General features: G+C 62.3%; 17 protein-coding genes, 1 tRNA gene and 3 pseudogenes. 11 read left to right on the top strand and 10 right to left on the bottom strand.

Going from position 1 to position 23,023, the window contains the following annotated elements; genetic code table 11:
* Nucleotides 1-36: 36 nt before the first annotated feature.
* The 4 genes from BLS08_RS02245 to gabD all read right to left on the bottom strand — a co-directional run bounded on the left by BLS08_RS02245 (nt 37) and on the right by gabD (nt 4,709).
* Entirely contained in the window at nt 37-1,176 is a 1,140-nt protein-coding gene (locus tag BLS08_RS02245) for an MFS transporter (RefSeq protein WP_017678268.1), read from the bottom strand.
* Entirely contained in the window at nt 1,173-1,700 is a 528-nt protein-coding gene (locus tag BLS08_RS02240; protein WP_017678267.1) for a TetR/AcrR family transcriptional regulator, read from the bottom strand. The genes BLS08_RS02245 and BLS08_RS02240 overlap by 4 nt, the downstream gene beginning before the upstream one ends.
* Before the next feature lie 119 nt (nt 1,701-1,819).
* The gene (gene gabT, locus BLS08_RS02235) at nt 1,820-3,100 is read right to left on the bottom strand and encodes a 4-aminobutyrate--2-oxoglutarate transaminase (RefSeq protein ID WP_017678266.1); all 1,281 of its coding nucleotides are present in this window, start codon (nt 3,098-3,100) and stop codon (nt 1,820-1,822) included.
* A gap of 157 nt (nt 3,101-3,257) precedes the next feature.
* On the bottom strand, nt 3,258-4,709 hold the full coding sequence (gene gabD / locus BLS08_RS02230; protein WP_017678265.1) for an NADP-dependent succinate-semialdehyde dehydrogenase: 1,452 nt from the start codon (nt 4,707-4,709) through the stop codon (nt 3,258-3,260).
* Between the two features lie 347 nt (nt 4,710-5,056).
* Between gabD and BLS08_RS02225 the strand changes: the two genes are divergently transcribed.
* From BLS08_RS02225 to BLS08_RS02210, 4 genes and pseudogenes are all read left to right on the top strand, one after another.
* Nucleotides 5,057-5,133, top strand: a tRNA-Arg gene (locus tag BLS08_RS02225).
* Nucleotides 5,134-5,291: 158 nt separating this feature from the next.
* Complete coding sequence (locus BLS08_RS02220) at nt 5,292-6,296, top strand: virulence RhuM family protein (RefSeq protein WP_017676522.1); 1,005 nt, start codon at nt 5,292-5,294, stop codon at nt 6,294-6,296.
* 72 nt (nt 6,297-6,368) lie between these two features.
* Nucleotides 6,369-7,303 (top strand): annotated as a pseudogene (locus BLS08_RS02215) (IS3 family transposase); the annotation flags it as partial.
* Nucleotides 7,304-7,337: 34 nt separating this feature from the next.
* Nucleotides 7,338-7,530 (top strand): annotated as a pseudogene (locus BLS08_RS02210) (transposase); the annotation flags it as partial.
* 352 nt (nt 7,531-7,882) lie between these two features.
* Here the strand turns inward: BLS08_RS02210 and BLS08_RS02205 are convergent.
* The 3 genes and pseudogenes from BLS08_RS02205 to BLS08_RS02195 all read right to left on the bottom strand — a co-directional run bounded on the left by BLS08_RS02205 (nt 7,883) and on the right by BLS08_RS02195 (nt 11,481).
* Nucleotides 7,883-8,869, bottom strand: coding sequence for a hypothetical protein (locus BLS08_RS02205; protein WP_017676520.1), 987 nt, complete (start codon nt 8,867-8,869; stop codon nt 7,883-7,885).
* A gap of 323 nt (nt 8,870-9,192) precedes the next feature.
* Nucleotides 9,193-9,731, bottom strand: a pseudogene (locus tag BLS08_RS02200) (IS66 family transposase); the annotation flags it as partial.
* A gap of 325 nt (nt 9,732-10,056) precedes the next feature.
* Nucleotides 10,057-11,481, bottom strand: a complete 1,425-nt coding sequence (locus BLS08_RS02195; protein WP_017676519.1) for an HD domain-containing phosphohydrolase — start codon at nt 11,479-11,481, stop codon at nt 10,057-10,059.
* A gap of 101 nt (nt 11,482-11,582) precedes the next feature.
* Between BLS08_RS02195 and BLS08_RS02190 the strand changes: the two genes are divergently transcribed.
* Nucleotides 11,583-12,356, top strand: a complete 774-nt coding sequence (locus BLS08_RS02190; protein WP_017676518.1) for an alpha/beta fold hydrolase — start codon at nt 11,583-11,585, stop codon at nt 12,354-12,356.
* A 69-nt stretch (nt 12,357-12,425) separates the two neighbouring features.
* Here BLS08_RS02190 and BLS08_RS02185 read toward each other — a convergent pair whose 3' ends face one another.
* Nucleotides 12,426-14,009 (bottom strand): aldehyde dehydrogenase (NADP(+)), encoded by a 1,584-nt coding sequence (locus tag BLS08_RS02185; protein WP_017676517.1) that lies wholly within the window; start codon nt 14,007-14,009, stop codon nt 12,426-12,428.
* A gap of 208 nt (nt 14,010-14,217) precedes the next feature.
* Nucleotides 14,218-15,219 carry an AraD1 family protein gene (araD1, locus tag BLS08_RS02180; RefSeq protein WP_017676516.1) on the bottom strand — a complete coding sequence of 334 codons (1,002 nt, stop codon included), beginning with the start codon at nt 15,217-15,219 and terminating at the stop codon, nt 14,218-14,220.
* A gap of 131 nt (nt 15,220-15,350) precedes the next feature.
* On the opposite strand from araD1, the gene BLS08_RS02175 reads away from it, so the two are divergent.
* Entirely contained in the window at nt 15,351-16,292 is a 942-nt protein-coding gene (locus tag BLS08_RS02175) for a LysR family transcriptional regulator (RefSeq protein WP_017676515.1), read from the top strand.
* A gap of 66 nt (nt 16,293-16,358) precedes the next feature.
* Here BLS08_RS02175 and BLS08_RS02170 read toward each other — a convergent pair whose 3' ends face one another.
* Nucleotides 16,359-17,540, bottom strand: coding sequence for a fumarylacetoacetate hydrolase family protein (locus BLS08_RS02170; RefSeq protein WP_017676514.1), 1,182 nt, complete (start codon nt 17,538-17,540; stop codon nt 16,359-16,361).
* Between the two features lie 168 nt (nt 17,541-17,708).
* On the opposite strand from BLS08_RS02170, the gene BLS08_RS02165 reads away from it, so the two are divergent.
* The 5 genes from BLS08_RS02165 (at nt 17,709) to BLS08_RS02145 (ending at nt 22,898) form a co-directional block, all read left to right on the top strand.
* The gene (locus tag BLS08_RS02165) at nt 17,709-18,647 is read left to right on the top strand and encodes a LysR family transcriptional regulator (RefSeq protein ID WP_017676513.1); all 939 of its coding nucleotides are present in this window, start codon (nt 17,709-17,711) and stop codon (nt 18,645-18,647) included.
* 156 nt (nt 18,648-18,803) lie between these two features.
* Nucleotides 18,804-19,790: a tripartite tricarboxylate transporter substrate binding protein gene (locus BLS08_RS02160; protein ID WP_017676512.1), complete on the top strand. Its 987-nt coding sequence runs from the start codon at nt 18,804-18,806 to the stop codon at nt 19,788-19,790.
* A gap of 69 nt (nt 19,791-19,859) precedes the next feature.
* Complete coding sequence (locus tag BLS08_RS02155; protein WP_017676511.1) at nt 19,860-20,309, top strand: tripartite tricarboxylate transporter TctB family protein; 450 nt, start codon at nt 19,860-19,862, stop codon at nt 20,307-20,309.
* Nucleotides 20,310-20,319: 10 nt separating this feature from the next.
* A complete protein-coding gene (locus tag BLS08_RS02150; RefSeq protein WP_090335939.1) occupies nt 20,320-21,855 on the top strand; it encodes a tripartite tricarboxylate transporter permease in 1,536 nt (511 codons plus the stop codon).
* Entirely contained in the window at nt 21,852-22,898 is a 1,047-nt protein-coding gene (locus tag BLS08_RS02145) for an Ldh family oxidoreductase (protein WP_090335937.1), read from the top strand. The genes BLS08_RS02150 and BLS08_RS02145 overlap by 4 nt, the downstream gene beginning before the upstream one ends.
* The last annotated feature ends 125 nt before the right edge of the window (nt 22,899-23,023 follow it).

Raw genomic sequence — 23,023 nt, 5'->3', positions numbered from 1 at the left:
CGCCTAGCGCGGGCCTTTTTCTGCGCATCAAAAGCTTCAGCGCACGAGCGCCGCTGCCGAGGCGGTCGAACGCATCGTTCCGGAAGTCAGCGCCAGCAGCGCGAACAGGGCAATGGCGTAATCCATGCTCAGCCAACTCGCCAGCCCGCCAAACACAGGAGCTCCCAGCGTCTGGCCGATGGCGATACTGAGAAAGGCGACCGTCAGCCCGGTCGCGGGCCGTTCAGGCAGCGCCGAAACACCCCAGACCAGATAGATGCCACTCAAGGTGATGTAGGCCGCACCAAACAGCGCGCCGCCTACAAGCACCATGGTCGCCGTGCTGCCAATACCGACCAGGACGATAGCGAACGCCAATGCGCCCAGACACGATCGATGCGCCCGGTCGACACCCAGCTTGGCGATCAGGCTGCCAGCACCTGCGCCAGCGATGCCGGCGACGCCGATGACCATCCAGAGCAACCCCGCCCCGGCGCCTTCCCAGCCCAGACGCCACGACACGATCTGGCTGCCGAACGACCACAGCGCCGTGCTCGCTGCGCCCATCAGCAAAGAAGCGACCACCAGGCGCCTGAGCGCCGCACTGAACGGAGGTCGACCGGCATCAGCCTGACTGCGTGAGCAGGCCGTATGCGGGACATGGCGAGCTGCCAACACCGCGAGCACACATGCCGTAGCAGCGAAGACGCCGTAGGCCAGGCGCCATTCACCGCCGATCATAAGGGCGACGGGAGCGGACAGGATCACACCGGCACTGGTGCCGGCATTGATCAGGGTATTGCTGGCGTCCTGCCGCTGTGGCTGAACGATCACAGCCACAGCGGCCGCCATGGGCGGTGACGCCAATCCAGTACTCACACCGGCCAACAGAACCGCAGCGGCAAGCCACGCCGCAGAAGGCGCCAGGGCAATACCCAGCATGCCCAAGGCCGCAATCAGCGCGGCCACGACGGCAACGGTACGCGCCCCCATGCGTTCGGTCAGCTGCGCGGCCACGACGATGGCAAGGCAGTAGCCCAGAAACGAGCCACCGGCGATCAGCCCGCCCATGGCATCCGTCAGGGCGAGATCCGCATCGATCTGCGGCAGGAACAAGCCGAAGGCGAAACGAGCAAAGCCGTAGCACACGGCGATCAGGCCGAAGCCCGTTGCGCCGAGATAGAACTCACGACTCATGCCCGCGCCCGTTCGACCAGCGTCGTCGCCGCCCTGCGCGCGGTATCCACCGCCGCTATGCCGCGATAACCGGCAGCGGCTGTCGCCCCCTCGAAGAGCACGACGATTTGCTCGATCAGCTCATCATCCACGCCAGGGCCCATTTGCCGGGCGAGGATCTGCCCAACCGTTTCACTGAAGCGTGCCTTGTACGCGGCGACCGCTTCGGTGATTTCCGGCACGGCGCTGCCGATCTCACCTTGCGCGCGCAGGAACAGGCATCCACGCGCCCCCTCTTCACCCATCCAGCCTGCCAATGCATCGAACAGCGCCTCGACGCTGTCTACCTCAAGACGTTGCAGGAAGCGCTGGCCACGGGTCATCAGCACCGCCGCGATGAGTTCATTCTTGCTGCCGGCGTGCTTGTACAACGTCCGGCTGGACATGCCGGCGGCCTGGGCCAGGCGATCCATGCCGGTTGCGTTGAAGCCGTGACGGTCGAACAGATTTTCGGCTGCAGATATGAGCTTCGTGTCTATATTCATGAAGACCAAGGTAAAACGATCATTTTACCCCGTCAACCGAATAGCCAATTTCAGGCAAAAAAAGACCCGCACAAGGCGGGTCTCTTCATGAGCACGCAGGCGCGTGCCCAGCTTCCGGCTCAGGCCAGTTCGTCGAAGCACTCGGCGACGATGGCGATGCCTTTTTCCAGTTGCGCGTCAGGAATGGTGACGGGCATCAGGAAACGGATGACGTTGTAGTAGGTACCGCACGACAGCAGGATCAGGCCCTTGTCGCGCGCACGGGCGACGATCTTGCCAACCAGCTCGGCAGCTGGCTTGCTGTGGTCGCCGCCTTCGAACAGCTCGATGGCGACCATCGAGCCCAGGCCACGCACGTCACCGATCACCTTGTGCTTCTCGGCGATGGTCTTCAGGCCCGCCTTGAGCTTCTCGCCCACGGCTTTGGAACGCTCCAGCAGCTTCTCTTCATCGAACACCTTGAGCACGGCCAGGGCCGCGGCGCAGGCAATCGGACTACCGGCATAGGTGCCACCCAGGCCACCGGGGGCAATGGTGTCCATGATCTCGGCCTTGCCGCACACGCCGGAAATCGGGAAGCCGCCACCAACGGACTTGGCGAAGGTGGTCAGATCCGGCACCACGCCCAGTTGCTCGGTGGCGAAGAAGGTACCGGTACGGCCGGCGCCGGTCTGCACTTCGTCAGCGATCAGGAGGATGCCGTGCCGGTCGCACAGAGCGCGCAGGCGCTGCATGAAGGCCGGGGAGTTGACGTAGAAACCACCTTCGCCCTGCACCGGCTCGATGATGATCGCGGCAATGTCCTGCGGCTGCGCGTCGTTCTTGAAGATGCGCTCGATGCTGGCGATGGACTCGTCCTCGCTCACACCATGCAGCGGGCACGGCGCCTGGGCGCGGTACACACCAGCAGGCATCAGACCCATGCCGGCGGAGTACGGCACCACCTTGCCGGTCAGCGACAGGGTCATCATGGTACGGCCGTGGTAGGCGCCGGTGAAGGCGATCACGCCAGCGCGGCCGGTGGCAGCACGGGCGATCTTAACGGCGTTTTCCACGGCTTCGGAGCCGGAGGTGACCAGCAGGGTCTTCTTGGCGAAGTTGCCCGGCACGCGCTTGGCGATCTCTTCGCACAGCTCGATGTAGGGCTCGTAGGCCAGCACCTGGAAGCAGGTGTGGGTCAGCTTGGTCAGTTGCTCCTGAACGGCAGCGATCACCTTCGGATGCAGGTGGCCGGTGTTCAGCACGGCGATACCGCCGGCGAAGTCGATGTACTCGCGGCCTTCGACGTCCCATACGGTGGCGTTCTCGGCGCGCTCGGCGACGATCGGGTGGATCTGGCCGACACCGCGCGGTACGGCGGCGGCACGGCGTTGCAGCAGGGATTCGTTGGTCTTGCTCATGGTGTCCTCATGGTCGTCCCCGGCGGGAGGTCGGTTCAGCATGCGATGATCGACTGAACCGAGCCCGCGAGGGACTCAATAGGGTTACGACTTACAACCGGGGCGCCGCACGCTCTTTCGCACCTTGCCCCGTCTTGGAAACCAGCAGATTTCCGAATCAGATGCCGCCCAGGCACATGTACTTGATCTCGAGGTAGTCCTCGATCCCGTACTTGGACCCTTCGCGGCCCAGGCCGGACGCTTTCACGCCGCCGAACGGCGCGACTTCGTTGGAGATCAGGCCGGTGTTGATACCCACCATGCCGTACTCCAGCGCCTCGGCCACGCGGAACACGCGGCCCAGATCACGGGCATAGAAGTAGGACGCCAGGCCGAACTCGGTATCGTTGGCCATGGCGATCACTTCGGCCTCGTCCTTGAAGCGGAACAGCGGCGCCAGCGGGCCGAAGGTCTCTTCCTTGGCCACAGCAGCGGTTTTCGGCACGTCGAGCAGAATGGTCGGCTCGAAGAAGGTGCCACCCAGGGCATGCGGCTTGCCGCCCAGGGCCAGCTTGGCGCCTTTGCCCACGGCATCCTCGATATGCTCCTGGACCTTGGCCACGGCCTTCTCGTCGATCAGCGGACCGGTGGTGGTGCCGTCTTCCAGACCGTTGCCAATCTTCAGCTTGCCCACGGCAGCGATCAGTTTCTCGGCAAAGGCATCGTAGACGCCGTCCTGCACGTAGATGCGGTTGGCGCAGACGCAGGTCTGGCCGTTGTTGCGGTACTTGGAGATCAGCGCGCCTTCGACTGCGGCATCCAGGTCGGCGTCATCGAAGACGATGAACGGTGCGTTGCCGCCCAGCTCCAGCGACACCTTCTTGATGTCCTGGGCGCACTCGGCCATCAGCTGACGACCGATCTCGGTCGAACCAGTGAAGGACAGCTTGCGCACGATGGGGTTGCTGGTCAGCTCGCCACCCACTTCACCGGCGCTGCCGGTGACCACGCTCAGCACACCTTTCGGAATACCGGCGCGCTCGGCCAGCTCAACCAGGGCCAGGGCGGAGAACGGGGTCTGCGAAGCGGGCTTGATCACCATGGTGCAACCGGCGGCCAGCGCCGGGCCGGCCTTGCGGGTGATCATCGCGGCGGGGAAGTTCCACGGGGTGATGGCTGCGGTGACGCCGATCGGCTGCTTGATCACGATCAGGCGCTTGTCCGGCTGATGGCCGGGGATCACGTCGCCGTATACGCGTTTGGCTTCTTCGGCGAACCACTCGATGAAGGAGGCGGCGTAGGCGATTTCACCCTTGGCTTCGGCCAGCGGCTTGCCCTGCTCCAGGGTCATCAGGCGGCCCAGATCATCCTGGTTTTCCATCAGCAGTTCGAACCAGCGGCGCAGCTTGTTCGCACGCTCCTTGGCGGTCAGCGCACTCCAGGCCGGCAGCGCCTTCTCGGCAGCCTCGATGGCGCGGCGGGTCTCGGCGCGGCCCATCTTCGGAACGTGGCCGATGATCTCGCCAGTGGCCGGGTTGTTCACGGCAATGGTCTGACCGCTGTCGGCGTCCAACCACTGGCCATCGATATAAGCCTGTTGGCGCAGCAGCTGGGGGTCTTTCAGTTGCATGGCAGTCTCCTTCAGTTCCGACACCCGGGCGTCGGCGTAAGTCGTTGGAGTCACGGGCAGAGCCCGCAAGGCCGAAAAGGAGCCGTGCGGGACCTGGTAATGGATTCAGAGCCGTTGAACGTGCGAGGGTTCAGAATGACTGAACACGCCGTTTGAAATCTCAAACGAATCCTAGGATCGGCAGGGGTAAAGGGCAATAGGTGGCCGGGCAAAAACCTTAAAATAATGGCAGAAACTTCTGAAATACAGGTTCTGGCAGCCAGAAAGTGTAAAGTCCGTTCTGAATAATGCACACTCATGCAGAATGGACGCTAACCGCCGAGATGCGTATGATTGCGCCCCGCAACGCACTCGTAGCTCAGCTGGATAGAGTACTGCCCTCCGAAGGCAGGGGTCGTGGGTTCGAATCCCGCCGAGTGCGCCATTTTAGAAGCCCGCCAGTGTGCGGGCTTCTGCGTTTTTGTTGCCCACAGACGCAAGCGTCTTATAGCGTTGGGCGTTCTGCGGTAGTAAATGCAGCTACACGCCAAACCCCTTGGTAGTGAACATCGTTTACGGATGAACCGGAGGTGAGTGGTTGATATGGCAAATAGCGACCTGATTCTCTACAGCACGGAAGACGGCCTGGCGCAGTTCTCGCTGCGAGAAATGGATGGTCAGGTCTGGTTGACGCAACTGGAAATGGCTGAGCTCTATCAGACCAGCAAGCAGAATATCGGCAAGCACATTCAAGCCGTTATCACTGATGGGGAGCTGGCTGAAGAGGCAGTTGTAAACCAGAAGTTTACTACTGCCGCCGATGGCAAAGATTACCTGACCCGCCTCTACGCACTGCCGATGATCATTGCCGTGGGCTACCGCGTACGCTCCACGCGCGGCACTCAGTTCCGCCAGTGGGCCACTCGAACCTTGGGTGAGTACCTGCAGAAAGGCTTCGTGATGGACGACGCCCGACTGAGGGAGCCGCGCTGGGACTACTTCGATGAACTGCTCAAGCGCATCCGTGACATACGAGCCTCGGAGAAGCGTTTCTATCAGAAAGTGCGTGACCTCTTTACCCTGGCCGAGGATTACCGCGCCAACGAGCAGGACACTGCCAAACTGTTTGCCGAAGTGCAGAACAAGCTGTTCTTCGCCGTTACCGGTCACACTGCAGCCGAGCTGATCGTGAGAAGAGCCGATGCCAGCGAACCCAATATGAACCTACTCAGTTTCAAAGGTGACCGGGTGCGAAAGGCCGACGTGGTAGTAGCCAAGAACTACCTTGACGCCGAAGAACTGGAACAACTCAACCGCCTGGTCGGTATGTTCCTGGATTTTGCCGAGCTACGTGCAGAACAGCGCAAGCACCTGCAACTCGCCGACTGGCGGCAATACATCGACAGTTTCATGGCCTTCAACGAACAGCCACTGCTGCGTACTGCTGGCAACGTCAGCCATGAGCAGATGAAACAGGTGGCACATGAACGTTACGAGCAGTTCGACCAGCAGCGCCGCAGCGCCGAAGCCCTGGCAGCCGACGCTCAGGAGCTGGCAGCCTTGGAGCGCTTGGAAAAGCGCCTGAATGCAAAGAAAAAATCCAAGTGACCGAATACCCGCTCGCGCGATCTGGGTGTTAGAGCCTGAACCTGGAGCAACTGCATGCGCTGCTAGTCACGGTCGCCGGAGTTCAAGGCCGAAGCCGTCAGGCAGGTAGTTGAGCGTGGATGTTCAGTAGCAGAAATCGCCGCACGCCTTGGCGTCTCTACTCACAGCCTCCACAAGTGGGTAAAGGCTGTCACGCCCGATAAGTCGGAGAGGCAGGCCAGTGAGTTACTGGAAGCTAAGAGTGAAACTCTGCGGTTACGGGCCCAGATGCGCCGCCTTGAAGAAGAGCGGGACATATTAAAAAAGCCGCGCGGTACTTTGCCAGGGCGCCCGAGTGAAGTACCGCTTCATGAACGAGCATCACCACCAGTACGCAATTACCACGATGTGTCGGGTGCTGCGGATTGCTCGTGCCGGGTTCACCTGTCTCAGATCGTGAGCAGGAAAACAGCCGACTGCTGAAACTAATCCGCGACTCCTATGCGGCTAGTCGTGGTGTTTACGGTGCACTCCGGGTCTTTGGCGACCTACGGGAGGCTGGGTAACGGACATTACCTATATCCGTACTTGGCAGGGCTGACTTTACTTGGCCGTGGTGGTGGACCTGCATGCACGCAAGGTCGTTGGCTGGTCAATGACCGACGCTGGCCCGAGAGCTGGCTCTGGACGCATTGCTCATGGCCCTTTGGCGGCGTAAACCCAAGGAGCGCGTGATCGTTCACTCCGATCAAGGTAGTCAATATGGCAGCGATGACTGGAAGCGCTTCTGTGCGGCCAACAACCTGGGGCCCAGCATGATCCGGCGCGGTAACTGCTGGGATAATGCGGTGGCCGAGTCTTTTTTCAGCAGCTTGAAGAAAGAACGCATTCGCAAACGCATCTATAAAACCCGCGACCTGGGCAGGGCTGATGTGTTCGACTACATCGAAGTGTTTTACAACCGAACCCGCCGCCACAGTCACTTGGGTGGTGTCAGTCCTGAGGCATTTGAACGTGCCTCATTATGAGGTCGGGAAATGTCTACCAGAGCCGGGGTAGTCCAAGATCGAGCAGGCCAAGGCTCAGGTACGTGCCAAGGTCGAGCCCCCGTTCCGGGTGATCAAGCGGCAGTTTGGGTACACAAATGTACGTTTCCGGGGGGCTGGTGAAGAGCACCACGCAGTTGGTCACGCTGTCGAACCTGTGGATGGTGCGTCGGCATTTGCAGACGAATGCAGGAGTGGTGTGCCTGTGATGCGGGAAATGCTTGCAGCGAGGTCGTCGTGGCGGCCAGAAACACCGAAATGAGTGGGCGATCTGATCATTTTTGATCGGTTTTCTGCTTTCAAAATCGGCGGAGGCTGAAGTTGGCCGGAAATACAGGGTTACTTCAGATATTCCTTAACGCTGCGATTTGAGATGCGGGTGGATCTACGCTCTGGGGCAAGCAAGAGCGGGGTTTATGGAGGACGTTTGCGAACCATTACCGGCGTTGCGCCGGAGTTGCGACATTACGACGTGGATGTTTGATGCTTATGGATTAGGAGAAAACAACGGGGGGCTTTATGCCCTGCCTTGATCGTGGAGAAGACTTCGCTGTGGATAAATTATAACTTTTTACTCTGATAGTAAGATTCGGAAAGATATTGAAATTCTTCATCTACATCTTTCAGGAGTGCCGTGTTTGATATTGCAAGGAGCACCTGCTGTATTTCTTTCTTTTGGCTTTCGCCATGTAGATTGCCTGCATTAATTTCTGATAATGTCTTTTGGATTCTTTCAAGTGAACGCCATTGAAATTGGTTGATATCTGTTTGCCATTTGAGCATTGCATCGACCTTTTGTTTTATTGCTTGCAGGCTTAGGTTGCGTTGAAGTTTTTCAGACTCTGTTCTTTCTTCAATGTCTTCGACGCTGTCAGCGGTGAGTAAGAAATGATTCTGCTGTTCGGCAGCTCTTAGATGTTCTTTTAGAACTCGAAGTTCGTGGTTTTGCCCTTTTTTTGTCAGCCCCGTGTAGTCTTGCTTCACAACGTGAACCTCCCACATCTTCACCCCAATTCCTTTGCTCAACATAGCGAGCAGGGCCGTTGCGTTGACGATCTCACCTTTGTCGCCAGAGTAAAGTTTCAATATCTTTAATCGGAGGTCTATCTGGTAGCCTTCCGCAAAAGCTATTAGTTTCTGGGCGCAAATGTGACAAGGGGATTTCGTCAGTTTTAACGTGACGGGAAGCTTTCGTGCGGCTATAGCGTATGGGACTCTAAGCTCCATCATTACTGGGCTGTCCCATACTTCGTCCCACGCAGACATGAAGAAATCTTCGCAATGGTTTCCGGTCTGCGGGACGGTGTTCGGTATTTTGTAGGTCACGGTGCTGCCACCAGGGTTGTTGCAGAAACGTCCAAATATATAACCGCCTACCTTCGTCAAACCGACAACAAGCGTTTGTGAGTCGTTTAGAGAGAAGGCGTTGGCTGTGCCGCCCATACTAATGGGGTCGAATATGTATCCGGTTTTTATAATTGATGTTTTATCTGCTTGGCATTCGGCAATCGACTCGGAATACACTGTCCCATATTTTCCGACTGGCATATTAAATTCCCTTTGACTTTGTCTACGCTCATCCGGCGAATGGCCTGGCGATGAAAAGGTAGACAGGGATCGTCAGAGTTGCCAGTCAAGGCAACTATTAGCAACTCCTTTCCCTCTGTCCGCTTCGTTTTCCACGGGGCATCGTCGACTGACATTGCGTCTTGAACAGCCACCGCCGCCCTCCTAGCGGCGAAGGCTTTGGCAATCCACCTCGCACCCGGCCCATGCCGAGCTTTTTCGTTATGGGAGACGTAAGCGCTCCATAAACCCCACCCTTGCTTGCCCCAGAGCGTAGATCCACACGCATCTAAAATCGCAGCGTTAGGCGTGGAGTTCCGCAGCAGCAAGGCTTCGTAGTCTTCCACACACGTGGCGCCGGGGAGGCGTTCGAGGACGTGGCACAGCCAAGCGTAAGGCTCCTGGCCATTGGCCTTGGCGGTTTCGATCAGGCTATAGATCTGTGCGCTGGCGGTGGCTCCTTGTGGGGTGTCGCTGAACAGCCAGTTCTTGCGCCCAATGACGAACGGGCGAATGGCATTTTCGGTGCGGCTTGTCCGGCGACCTGCGGTTTGGTCTTGGCCAACCAGGCTTTGAGTTTTACCAGTAGCGGCAGGCTGCGCTGTTGGCGGGCGGCCAGGCGTTCTTCGTCGCGGGCGGCGTTTAGGTCGAGCTCGATGCCGTAGAGCTTTTTGATGAGGTTCAGCACCATGTCGGCGTGACCAGTTTTGCCCTTGGGCTGCACTTTCTGGACGTCGACGAATTTGCGCCGGGCATGCGCCCAGCAGCCCAGACGCTCGATGCCATCTTGCGCCGCTACGGCGTTGTAGCCGGCATAGTCGCCGGTCATCAGGTAGCCGCGATGGGTTCGAATCCCACCGAGGTACCACTTAAGAAGCCCTCCACTGTGCGGGCTTTTTCGTTTTCCTAGTTCCTTCACGGCATACTCTGGGCGCTCTAAACCCTGAGCATCGGCGCCGGGCAATGGAGAGAAATACGCGTGGACATTCTGCCGCTGATCGCTATCGCATCCGTGGTGTTCTTCATCTATTCATGGCAACGCTCGAGGCGCAGGCCACATCCGGGCAAAAGAAGGCGCAACAGCCTGAATGGGCAGGATTCCATCCCTGGATACGGTGACGGGGGCTTCGATTCAGGCGGAGGGGGGCGACTGATCCGTCGTCCTTATCTCAAATCACCCCCAAGGTCAGCGCCTTCAAGGTTGCCGCCGCGCGCGTCGAACACTGCAGCTTGCGGAACACGCTCTCGACATGGGTGCGCACCGTGCTCGGGCTGATGCCCAGGTCACGCGCCACTTCCTTGTTGCTGGCTCCGCTGCTGATGCGTTGCAGAATCTGCGTCTCGCGTTCGCTGAGCAGGCCGTTGCCGGGTTTGCTGACCAGCGGCGCCTGCTCGCCATGCGCGGCGCTGATCACCGCCTGGCAGGCGCGCGGGTCGAAGCGCCCCTGCTCGGCTTCATCCAGCAATACGCGGGAGGCCTGCTCATCGCTGAAGGCAGCGCGCCAGGGGCGTTCGCCACGCAGCGCCAGCCAGGCCAGTGCAGTGCTCAGCAGACGGTGTTCGATCTGCAGGGAGTCGCCACTCAACGAGCGGAAATAGCCGCTGCCATCCAGGCGTTCGTAGGCATGCGCGGCCAGTTGTCCGGCTTGGTTCAGGCCACCGATCTGGCTGCAGGCGCGGTGCGTCCAGTAGGGCACCAGGCGCACCGCTTCGAGATCACCATCGAGCAGTGGGCCGGGCGTGCTCCAGATTCGATTGGGCACGGCCGCCCGGCCCAGGCCATGGATCAGCGCGGCCTTGGCCAGCATGTCGAGGCGATCTTCGGGCAAGCCCCAGAGCCGCGCAGCGTCGCGCACCAGGCTCGCGGCCTGGCGTGAATAGCCGGCCAGCCAGGGCAGCTTGAGGTCGATCACGTCACCCACCAGGGTCAGGGAAACCTCCGGCCCGCTGGCAGGCTGCACGCCCTCGGGTGTGCGCAGCGCTTGCAGCCAATCCGCTGCATGGCCGCTGAGCAGGTCGACGAGTTCAGCGGGATAACGACGATCACCCTGCGCGCCGATCCACTCCAGCGCCGCGTCCAGGCCGTGGGCCCGCGAGAGGATTTCCAGATCGCCAGCCAGCACCACGTGGTAAACCACCTGCGGAATATCGGGATGACGCAGGCCCAGCGGTCGGCCACTGCCGTCGAAGCACTCGAAGATATGGCGCAGACCTCGCTCGACCTCCACACCCAGCGCCAGGGTGCGGGCGATATCGCCGGCGATCTCGCAATGCACCTGGGCCAGCGGCGTGGTGCGCAGCATGGCACGTTGGCCGGCGGCATCGAGGGTTTGCGCGAGCATGGCGCGGCGGCCGCCGACGTCGTCACCGAGCAGATGCATGAAGCCATCGGCGTTGGCGGTACAGCCGGACCAGCGCAGCAGCGCCACCTGCCGGGCTGCATCGATTTGCGCCTGATCACCGCCACCGGCCTGCACCAGCCATTGCGCCAGACGCGCGGTACGCCGCGACTGATCGATGGGCTGGCCCATGCTCAGATCGCCGACCATGGCCAGTGCCAGCATGACGTCTTCCAGCGCGACGGCGTCATTCACCTTGCAGCTCTCCTTTATTTGCAGGCCTCGGATAAACGACCGATACCGGGACACCGGCGCATTATCGACACTGAACTCCCCCAAGCACAGGAGATTCAATCATGTTCAATACCAAGCCGCTGATCCTCGCCCTCGCCATCGCCAGCCCCTTCTTCGCAGTCAGTACCCAGGCCGCCGACGCCAAGCCTTCGGTAGTTATCGTTCACGGCGCCTTCGCCGACGGTTCCGACTGGGCCAAGGTCGTGCCGCTGCTGCAGGATAAGGGCATCAAGGTTACCGTGGTGCAGAACCCGCTGACCTCGCTGGCCGACGACGTCGCCGCCACCCAGCGCGTGCTGAACAACCAGGACGGCGACGTGGTACTGGTCGGCCACTCCTGGGGCGGCACGGTGATCAGCCAGGCCGGTAGCGACGACAAGGTGCGCAGCCTGGTCTATGTCGCGGCTTTCGCGCCGAATGCGGGCCAATCCACCGGCGAGCTCTACGGTGGCTATCCCACCGCGCCGGGCTCGAGCCAGATCGCGGCCGACAAGAACGGCTTCCTCTACCTGACGCCGCAGGGCATGGCCGCCGACTTCGCTCAGGATCTGCCTGCCAAACAGACGGCGATCATGACCGCCACCCAGGGCCCGATCCGCGCGGCGGCGTTCGATGAGCGCACCAGCGTCGCGGCCTGGAAGCAGAAGCCGTCCTGGTACCTCGTCGCCAGTGACGACCGCATGATCGTGCCGCAAATGCAGCGCGACTTCGCCAAGAAGATCGGCGCGCAGACCACCGAGGTCGCCGCCAGCCACGTACCGCAGCAGTCGCGCCCGAGCGATGTAGCCAAGGTGATCATCCAGGCAGTGGAGAAAACGCAGGCTGCCGCTAAATAAAGATTCGGCCTTCAGAATGAAAAATGCCGCACCCTCACGGGTGCGGCATTTTTCGTTGCAGCGCTGTGATCAGCTCAGCGCATCACGGCTGTGCACGCCGTCGACCAGGCGCTGGATGCCCAGCGGGTTGGCGTTCTGCAGCGCCTCCGGCAGTACCTCGTCCGGGTAGTTCTGGTAGCACACCGGGCGCAGGAAGCGGTGGATGGCCAGGGTGCCGACCGAGGTACCACGGGCGTCGGAAGTCGCCGGGTACGGGCCGCCATGGACCATGGAGTCGCACACTTCCACGCCAGTCGGGTAACCGTTGAGCAGCACGCGGCCGGCTTTGACTTCCAGCAGCGGCAGCAGGTCGCGGAAGGCGGTGAGGTCTTCACGCTCGGCGATCAGGGTCGCGGTCAGCTGGCCGTGCATGCTCTGCAGGGCACGGGTCAGCTCGGCGCTGTCGGCGACTTCGACGACGATGGTGGTCGGGCCGAAGACTTCTTCCTGCAGCAGGTGGTCGCCTTCGAGCAGCATGCTCACGTCGGCCTTGAACAGCTGCGGCTGCGCCTGGTTGCCGGCCTGCTCGTTGCCCGCCAGGTGAGTGACCTTGGCATGGCCTTTGAGCTGCGCCACGCCACCGGCGTAGCTGCGCAGGGTGCCGGCGTTGAGCATGGTCTGCGCAGGCTGCGCGCCCATGGCATCGGCCAGGCCGGCGACGAAGTCACTGAACTCGGCGCTGCGAATGCCGATAACCAGGCCTGGATTGGTGCAGAACTGACCACAACCCATCACCACCGAACCGGCCAGTTCCTTGGCCACGGTGGCGCCACGCGCCTTGAGGGCGCCCGGCAGGACGATCACCGGGTTGACGCTGGACATCTCGGCGAACACCGGGATCGGCTGCGGACGGGCAGCGGCCATGTCGCACAGGGCACGACCGCCTTTCAGCGAACCGGTGAAGCCAACAGCCAGGATGGCCGGGTGCTTGACCAGAAGCTCGCCGACACCGCCGCCGAAAATCATGTTGAACACGCCTTTGGGCATGCCGGTTTTCTCGGCCGCGCGGATCACCGCATCGGCCACGCACTCGGCAGTGGCCATGTGGCCACTATGCGCCTTGAACACCACCGGGCAACCGGCGGCCAGGGCCGACGCGGTGTCGCCACCAGCGGTGGAGAAGGCCAGCGGGAAGTTACTGGCGCCGAACACGGCGACCGGGCCGACACCGATCTGGTACTGACGGATATCCGGGCGCGGCAGTGGCTGACGATCCGGCAGGGCACGGTCGATGCGCGCACCGTAGAAGTCACCACGACGCAGCACCTTGGCGAACAGGCGCATCTGGCCACTTGTACGACCACGTTCGCCCTGGATGCGGGCAGCCGGCAGTGCGGTTTCGCGGCAGACAAGGGCAACGAAGTCGTCACCGAGGGCATCGATCTCGTCGGCGATGGCCTCGAGGAACTCGGCGCGGCGCACGGCCGACAGGTTGCGATAGATCGGATAAGCGGCGGCAGCAGCCTGGGCGGCAGCGTCGACTTCTTCCGGCGTGGCCTGGATGAAGGTGTACGGCAGCGCTTCACCGCTGCTGGCGTCGAGGCTCTTGTGCTCGACGGTGCCGGCGGCGCGGCGCTCACCGCCGATGTAATTGTGGCCAGTCAGACTCAGCATGGTGTACTCCTGTCAGGAGGGACGGCAGCGCCGCCCCGGGACAATGAATGAGGCCTCGACCTTTTGGGTCGAGGGGTGACAACTCTACTTCAGTTGTCAGACATATGATAAGTGATAACTTCAAAATTCGTCCCTTGTGAGGGCACAATCCGCAATCTGCCAGGCGGATTTTCGACCCGACAGCAACGCCGCCGGGCCTGACAGCGGCTTAAAGCTGGCGTACACCACCGACCTTCACCTCTGGCGCATGCACGCTGATCCCATTGCGTAACGGTTCACCCAGCGCATCGAGGCTGACCTCGAAGGTATCGCCCGGCTGCGCCTTGATGCCATCGGCGAACGACAGCGTCGCGGTACCGAAGAAGTGCACGTGCACATCGCCGGGACGCAGGAACTGGCGGTACTTGAAGTGGTGGTACTCGAGGTTCTCCAGGCTGTGGCACATGTTGTCCTCGCCGGAGAGGAACTCCTTCTCCCACAGCACCTGGTCGCCACGGCGGATACGGCTGATGCCGGACAGGTGACGCGGCAGCTCGCCGATCAGCATTTCCGGGCCGAAGGAGCAGAAGCGCAGCTTCGAGTGAGCCAGGTACAGGTAGTTCTTGCGCTCGACCACGTGATCGGAGAACTCGTTGCCCAGCGCGAAGCCGATGCGATAGGGCTGGCCATCGTCGCCAATCACGTAGAGGCCTGTCAGCTCAGGCTCCTCACCGAAATCTTCGGCGAAGTCCGGCACCGGGAAGTCCTCGCCGGGGCGAACCACGATGCTGCCATCGCCTTTGTAGAACCACTCCGGCTGTGCGCCTTCGCTGCCTGAGGCCGGGCGACCGCCGGCCATGCCCCACTGGAACATCTGCATGGTGTCGGTGAGCTTGCCTTCGGCCTGCTGCGCCTCGACCTGCTGGTGCATCTTGTCGCGGGTGGAGGCGCTGCCCAGATGAGTCAAGCCAGTGCCGGACACCAGGCAGTGCGCCGGGTCGGCGTGATCCAGCGGAGCCAGCACGCGGCGCTGCTCGATCAGTTCGGCATAGACCGGACCAGGCTCGACGCCCAGGCGCTCGATCTCGGCGATCAGGCCATGGCCGTTGCGAATAGCCTGCAGCGCCAGCTCACGGGTCGTGGCCACGCCCTTGACCACGCTGACGCGCGCCTCACCGACGACGCCGACCTGACGCTGGCCCTGCTCGTTCTCAAACTGAATCAGCCGCATTGCACCACTCCTGCCGTTTTCTGTTGTTCTTGTGCGTCGCGATTGCGACGTTGCTGGCCGGCACTTTAAAAACTGCCCGCGGTGCTGCCTAATGAAAGCTTCTGATTAGGTGATAACTTTTCGTCATCCCCATGCTGCCACCGCTGACCTACATCGTTTCCCGCCTGCGTATTCGCCAGCTGCGATTGCTGATCGCCCTCGACGAACTGGGCACGCTGCATCGCGCGGCCGAGCGCATCGCCATCAGCCAGCCGGGCGCGACCAAGGCGTTGCACGAAATCGAGACGACCTTCGGTACGCCGCTGTTCACCCGTTCGGCACAGGGCCTGCAGGCCAATGACCTGGGCCGCTGCGTAATCCGCTATGCGCGGCTCATCCACTCGGACCTGGCCCACCTGCATGAGGAAATGCAGAGCATCCTGCAGGGCCATGGCGGCCACCTGGCGATCGGCACCGTCGCCGGCTCGGTGCCGCTGGTACTGCGCGCGCTCACCAGCCTGCGGCAGATGCAACCGGACATTTCCGTGCAGATCGTCGAAGACATCAGCCCGCGCTTGCTCAAGCTGCTCGACGAAGGCCGCCTGGATCTGGCCATCGCCCGTACCAGCGGCAGCCAGCACCCGGACGACTACGAATGCCTGAGCCTGCATGCCGAACGCCTGGTGCTGGTGGCCGCGCCGCAGCACCCGCAACAGGACAACCCGGCACTGAGCCTGGCCGACCTGAGCGGTTACAGCTGGGTGGTCTATCCCACGGGTACACCAATGCGCACGGTGCTGGAGCGCGAGTTCGGCGAGGCGGGCCTGGAGTTCCCGCGTTATCCACTGGAAACATCCTCGACCTTCACCATGCTCAGCCTGCTGCAGGAAGACCCACAACTGGTGGCGGTGATGCCCTACTCCATCGCCTGTTCCAGCGAGGACTTTGGTCTGCTGCGGCGCCTGCCATTGGAACTGCAGGCACGCAACGAACCCTGTGCCATCGTCCATCGCCGCGGCAGCAGCCTGTCACCGCTGGCGAGCCTGTTGCTGGAACATCTGCGCAACGAGCAACAGGCGCTGGCGGAGGACTAGGACGCACGTAGCACGGAGCAAATCCGGGCTACCAGAGCGCCTTCGGCAGTCGCTGCAAGTAGCCGATCAGGCGCGCTGACGGCGAGTCAGGTTGTCGATGAAGGCCAGCAGGCCGAAGGTCCAGGGCGCCAGCGCACTGCTGTGCTGCACGCGATTATGCAGCGCGCCGAGCTGGCGACTGCTGATGCTGACCAAGTCACCCAGTTTGTGAGTGAAGCCGTTGCCGGGTTGATCGCGATCTTCGGTCGGGGCGAACAGCGTACCCAGATACAGCAGGAAGCCATCCGGGTACTGGTGGTTGGCATTGAGCGTCTGACCAACGATATCCAGCGGGTCGCGACTGATCTGGTTCATGCTGCTGCGGCCCTTGAGCACGAAACCATCATCGCCTTCGACGCGCAGGTCGACTTCGGCGTTGCGCACGTCGTCGATGCTGAAGCTCTGGTCGAACAGACGGATGAACGGGCCGATGGCGCACGAACCATTGTTGTCCTTGGCCTTGCTCAGCAGCAGCGCACTGCGCCCCTCGAAGTCGCGCAGGTTGACGTCGTTGCCGAGGGTCGCGCCGAGCACCTGCCCGCGGCTGTTGACCACCAGTACCACCTCGGGCTCCGGGTTGTTCCAGGCCGAGCCAGGATGAATGCCGATGTCCATGCCGCTACCGACGGCCGCCAGCACTGGCGCCTTGGTGAAAACCTCGGCATCCGGGCCGATGCCCACTTCCAGGTATTGCGACCACAGTCCCTGCTCCTGCAGCAGTGCCTTCAGGCGCATGGCATTTTCCGAACCGGGGACGACACTGCGCAGGTTGTCACCAATCACCGCGCGCACCTGGCCGCGGATTTCTTCCGCACGCTGCGGATCGCCGCCGGCGCGCTCTTCGATCACGCGCTCGAGCATGCTGGCCGCGAAAGTCACGCCTGCCGCTTTGATCACCTGCAGATCCGCTGGCGCCAGCAGGCTTGGCAGGGCGGCATTACGCTCGCTGCCGCTGTTGGCCAGCAGCTCGGCGACACTGCACAGGCGCTGAGCGCGGCAGTCATGCACGCGCATGGCCAGGTTTTCCAGCTCGCACAGGCCGGCCAGGGTGGGTGACAACGAGCAGAGGTCGAACACACCATCTTCATGCAGCAGCACAGGGACCGGCCCGGCCAGGTCGCCTGGCAGCCAGATGCGCGCGATCAGGGTGCCGGCAAGGCCATCTTCGGGAAGCGTGTTTTCGGGGGTGAGGATCAGGGGGCGGGCCATGGGCGGACTCTTGAATTGTTGTTGGGAGGCGACCGCACAGCACCCCAAATGGATGCCCGGCCGCTGCTGTGCGACCATAGCCAAGCGTTCGTGCACTCGACCAATGACGAATCGTCAACGCCCGATACACACTGGTTATCGCACCGCCTCACAGGGAGTTCCGTAGTCGTGAGCCTGAACAAGCTGCCCACCCTGCATAACTGGCTGCGCCTGCGCCATCTGCAGCTGATAGAAACCCTCGCCGACACCGGCAACATGCACGCCACGGCTCAACAAATGGGGTTGAGTCAGCCAGCGGTGAGCAAGATGCTGCGCGAGATCGAGCAGATGTTCGACTTCGCCCTGTTCGACCGCCAGCCACGCGAGCTGGTCGCCACCGAACTCGGCCTGACGGTGATCGCCTATGCCCGGCGCACGCTCAACGACTGCCAGCACTTCGCTCAGGAGCTCGATACCCTGCGCCAAGGCGGCTATGGCCATCTGCGCGTCGGCGCGATCTTCGCCGCCACTGCCCAGGTCGTGCCGAAAACCCTGCTGCAGCTCAAACGCCAACGCCCGCTGCTGACCATCGAGTTGGTCGAGCACACCAGCGACTACCTATTGCAGATGCTCCTGCACAAGCAGCTGGACCTGGCCATCGGGCGCTTCACCGAGCCGCGCCAGCAGGAGCATTTCAGCTATCAGGAAGTGGCTAGCGAACCCTTCCTGCTCTGCGCCGACCCAGCTCACCCGCTGGCCCGCGAGGCGACGCCGAGTGCCCGTGATCTGGAGCAGTGGCCGTGGGTGGTGTACCCGTCCAACACGCCCCTGCGGCGCATGATCGAACAGGCCTTCAACGACGCCGGCATCCGCTTCCCGCTCAACCGGGTGGAAACCGCCTCGGTGCAATCGACCCTGCACCTGCTGCACCACAGCCAGGCGCTGGCGCTTCTGCCGGAGGCCATCGTCCTGCAGCAGGTGGCACTGGGGCAGTTGGTCCTGCTGCAACCACCACTGCAGACGCCATCGCTCGGCTATGGCCTGCTGCGACGCAAGGACGAACCGCTGTCCGCCAACGCTATGCAGTTCTACGAGGCGCTGCAAAGCGTGCTCGACAGCCCCAGATAACCCCTCGTTATGGGCTGATTACTAAGCCTCATTAGACAGCCCGGTTTGTCAGACAATAGTGTGCAGGCCATGCCCAACCCTCTGACACGGGCTATCGCGACCGAACTGCTGCAGTGACGGCGCGATCACTGACAATAATTTCAATAGGTGACATCCATGCTTTCCACCCAGGCTGGCGCTGCGCGCCGCACCCTCAAATCCCTCCTGCTGTCCGCCCTGCTGGTCTCGCCCATGGCCATGGCGGCTTACCCGGACAAGCCCATCCAGCTGATCGTGCCCTGGGCTGCCGGCGGTGGCAGCGATGCGGCGGCACGTGGTATCGCCGCGGCCCTGGAGAAAGAACTGGGCGTCACCATCAACGTGGTCAACCGTGCGGGCGGCAACGGTGTCGTCGGTCACAGCGTGATGGCCACCGCCAAGCCGGACGGCTACACGCTGGGTTTCATCACCGGCGAGCTGAACATGATGCACTGGCAGGGTCTGACCAAGCTGACCTACAAGGACTACACCCCGATAGCCATGACCAACTATGACTATCCGGGCGTGCAGGTCGCGGCAGATGCGCCGTACAACAGTGTCGGCGAGCTGCTGGAAACCATTCGTAACGAACCCAAGGGCACCATCAAGGCCTCGGGCACCGGCCTGGGCGGCATCTGGCACGTGGCCTTCGCTGGCCTGCTGCTGGAGCAGGGTATCGACCCGCAGAAGATCACCTTCGTGCCGAGCCAGGGCGCAGCGCCGGCCATGGTCGAACTGGCGGCCGGCAGCATCCAACTGGTACCGACCTCGGTACCGGAAGCCCGCTCGATGATCGATGCCGGCAAGGCCAAGGGCCTGGCCATTCTCTCGCCCGAGCGCAACCCGGCCTTCCCGGACATCCCGACGCTCAAGGAGAGCCTCGGCAGTGACTACTCGCTGGGTGAATGGCGTGGTATCGCAGGGCCCAAGAACCTGTCGCCGGAAATCGCCGCCACCCTCGAAGCGGCGCTGGAGAAAGCCTACAAGTCCGACATGTATCAGGATTACATGCATAAGCTGGGCTTCGGTGCGGAGTGGCGCAACACCGCCGACTTCAACGTCTTCCTTGAGGAAAACAACACCTACATGGGCGGCATCATCGAAAAGATCGGCATGAAGAAGTAAGCCCGACCTTCGATACGGCGCCCCTTCGGGGTGCCGTTTGCCTTTACTCGGTTGTATGAGAGTTCATCCATGAAAGACCTTCTGTTCGGTCTGATCTTCATCGCCCTGGGTCTGGGTGTATGGCTGATGGCCCGCGAGTTTCCGGTAGTGCCCGGCATGCAGTACGGCGCCGACTTTTTCCCCACGCTGATCGCCATAGGCATGGCTGCTGGTGGGGTATTGCTCAGCTTCAACGCATTGCGCCAGCTGCGCACGGAGGGGGTCGGCGACAACTCCGGCTTTGGCCTGCCGTCACTGGCTGTGCTACTGCCTTGCGCACTGGTCGTGGCCTACATCTACCTCAGCGAAATCATCGGCGCCGCCCCGATGATGCTGTTGATCATGCTGATTCTGCTGATCCAGCGTGGCGTACGCCTGATGCCATCTCTGGTCATCAGCCTCGTGGCCACCGCGGTCATCAGTCTCTCCTTCGGTCACCTGCTCAAAGTTCCCTTGCCCGTCGGGCCCCTAGGTTTCTGAGGAGCCACCCATGAACGAGTTACTCGACGGCATTCTGCTCGTCTTCAATTTCCAGACGCTGCTGGTGATCCTGCTGGCCGCGCTGTTCGGCGTTTTCGTCGGAGCCATTCCGGGCCTGTCGGCCACCATGGCCGTTGCGCTGCTGGTCCCGATCACCTTCGCCATGGAGCCGACCGCGGCCATCGCCGCCATTATCACCACCGCGGCCATGGCCATCTTTGCCGGCGATATTCCCGGCACCTACCTGAACATTCCGGGTACCCCCGCCTCCGCCGCCTACGTGGCCGACTCAGCAGCGCTGGGCCGAGCAGGGCGTGCACGTGAGGCGCTGGGCCTGAACGTCACCTGCTCGGTGATCGGCGGCCTGACCGGCACGCTGGTACTGGTGATGATCGCCCCGTCGCTGGCCGAGTTCGCGCTGAATTTCAGCTCCTTCGAATACTTCTGGCTGGCCGTGCTCGGCCTGGGCAGCGCGGTGTTCATCTCCACCGGCTCGGCGGTAAAAGGCTTCCTGTCGCTGATGGTCGGCCTGCTGCTGGCCACGGTCGGCCTGGACATGGTCACCGGCGCGCCGCGCTTCACCTTCGATGTGCCCGATTTGATGGGGGGCATCAACTTCATCCCGGTGATGATTGGTTTCTTCGCCATGTACGAGGTGATGAAGCTCTATTCCATCCCCCGCGACAAGGCCAACGCGCAGGACGCGACGCAAACCATCGCCCCCCAGCATGGCAGCGTCTTCGGCTTGGTGCCGACGCACCTCAAGCGTTACTGGAAGAACGTGATCCGCGGTAGCAGCCTGGGCGCCTTCATCGGTGCCTTGCCTGGTGCCGGCGCCGATATCGCTGCATGGATCTGCTATGCCGTCAGCAAGAAGCGCTCGAAAACGCCTGAAGCCTACGGCAAGGGCCATGTCGAAGGCCTGGTGGACGCGGGCTCGGCGAACAACGCTGCAGTGGCCGGTGCGTGGGTGCCGGCGCTGGTGTTCGGCATCCCGGGTGACTCGATCACCGCCATCGTCATTGGTGTGCTGTACATGAAAGGCATGAACCCAGGGCCGACCATCTTCATGGACAACAGCGCCATGGCTTACGGCCTGTTCACCGCGTTCTTCGTCGCCAACCTGATCATGTTGCCGATCGGCTACCTGGCGATCCGCAGTGCCCATGTGTTCGCCGTGACGCCGACACGCGTGCTGATGCCGATCATCCTGTGCTTCTGCATCGTCGGTGCCTTCGCCATCAACAACAGCCTGACCGACGTGTGGATCATGCTGGTCTGCGGCATCGTCGCCTACCTGATCGCCACCGCTGATTTCCCCATCGCCCCGGCGATTCTCGGCCTGGTGCTGGGCAACATTCTCGAAACCAACTTCATGACCTCGATGATCAAGGCCGACGGCAATCTGCTGGCCTTCGTCGAGCGTCCGATCAGCATCGGTCTGGCCCTGCTGGTACTGCTGGTGGCCCTGTTCCCGGTACTCGCCAAGTACTGGCGCATGCGCTACCCACGCGCCCTGCCCCTGTCCAAGGAAGCCATCGAATGAGCCGCATCGCCCCCGAACAACTGGAACATTTCATCCAGCAACTCTTTCTCGGGGCTGACGTCAGCCCCGAGGTCGCCAGCGTGGTCAGCCGGGTGTTGGTGGAAGGCGACCTGCTCGGCCACCACACCCACGGCGTGAAACTGGCCCAGGGTTATCTGCGCGATCTGCGCAGCGGCCACGCCAAGGGCCAGGCCGCCAGCCTGCAGGTCGTGCGCCAGAGCCCGGCGGCGGTGCTCTACGACGCCGACTACCTGCTCGGCCCCTACTGTGTCGAACAAGCGCTGGACTTCACCGCCCAAGCCGCCCGCACCTTCGGTATTGGTGTGGCGACCATTCGCCGCTCGCACCATATCGCCTGCCTGGCCGCCTACCTGCAGCGCTACACCGAGCAGGACCTGATCCCGCTGGTGCTGACCTCCGATCCGGCCGTGGCCTCGGTGGCGCCGCACGGCGGGCTGGACCCGGTGTACACACCGAACCCGCTGGGCATCGGCATTCCCACCGGGGAGAAGCCGATCCTCATCGACGTCAGCATGTCGACCATCACCAACGGCCTGGTGAACAAGACCCACCAGGCCGGCGGCCAGCTGGAACATGCGGCGCTGATCGACCAGGACGGCCAGCCGACGCGCGACACCACGACCTTCTTCGCCACGCCGCCGGGCGCCATCCTGCCCCTGGGCAGCCTGGAGTTCGGCCACAAGGGCTTCGCCCTCGGCACCCTGGTGGAAGCGCTGACCGCCGGCCTGGGCGGCTTCGGCCGCAAGGACGGGGTCAAGCAATGGGGCGCCGCCGTCACCGTGCTGACCTTCGACCCGGCCTTCTTCGGCGGCGTCGAGGAGTTGAAAGCGGAGATGGATCACTTCGTCGCGGCCTGTCTGGAAAGCCGCCCGCGCGTGGCGCAGAGCCCGGTGCGTATGCCTGGCCACGCCGGTATCGCGCGCCGGGCCAAGGCCTTCGAGCAGGGGCTGGAGCTGCCGGAGGATGTGCTGGCGGCGTTGCGCACCGCGGCCAGCGAGGCCGGCAGCGATTGGCCGTTCTGATTGCTCCGATCGGTTAAACAAACGCCGCGATGCCCTTGCCGGGTCGCGGCGTTTTTTATGGACTTGTGCCCCCTGTAGCAGCGGATTTATCCGCGAATTCGGTTCTCCGTCCGACCGTTCCTACG

It is taken from the genome of Ectopseudomonas chengduensis, from assembly GCF_900102635.1.
GTDB classification, from domain to species: domain Bacteria; phylum Pseudomonadota; class Gammaproteobacteria; order Pseudomonadales; family Pseudomonadaceae; genus Aquipseudomonas; species Aquipseudomonas chengduensis.
This window is presented reverse-complemented; position numbering and strand designations above follow the sequence as displayed.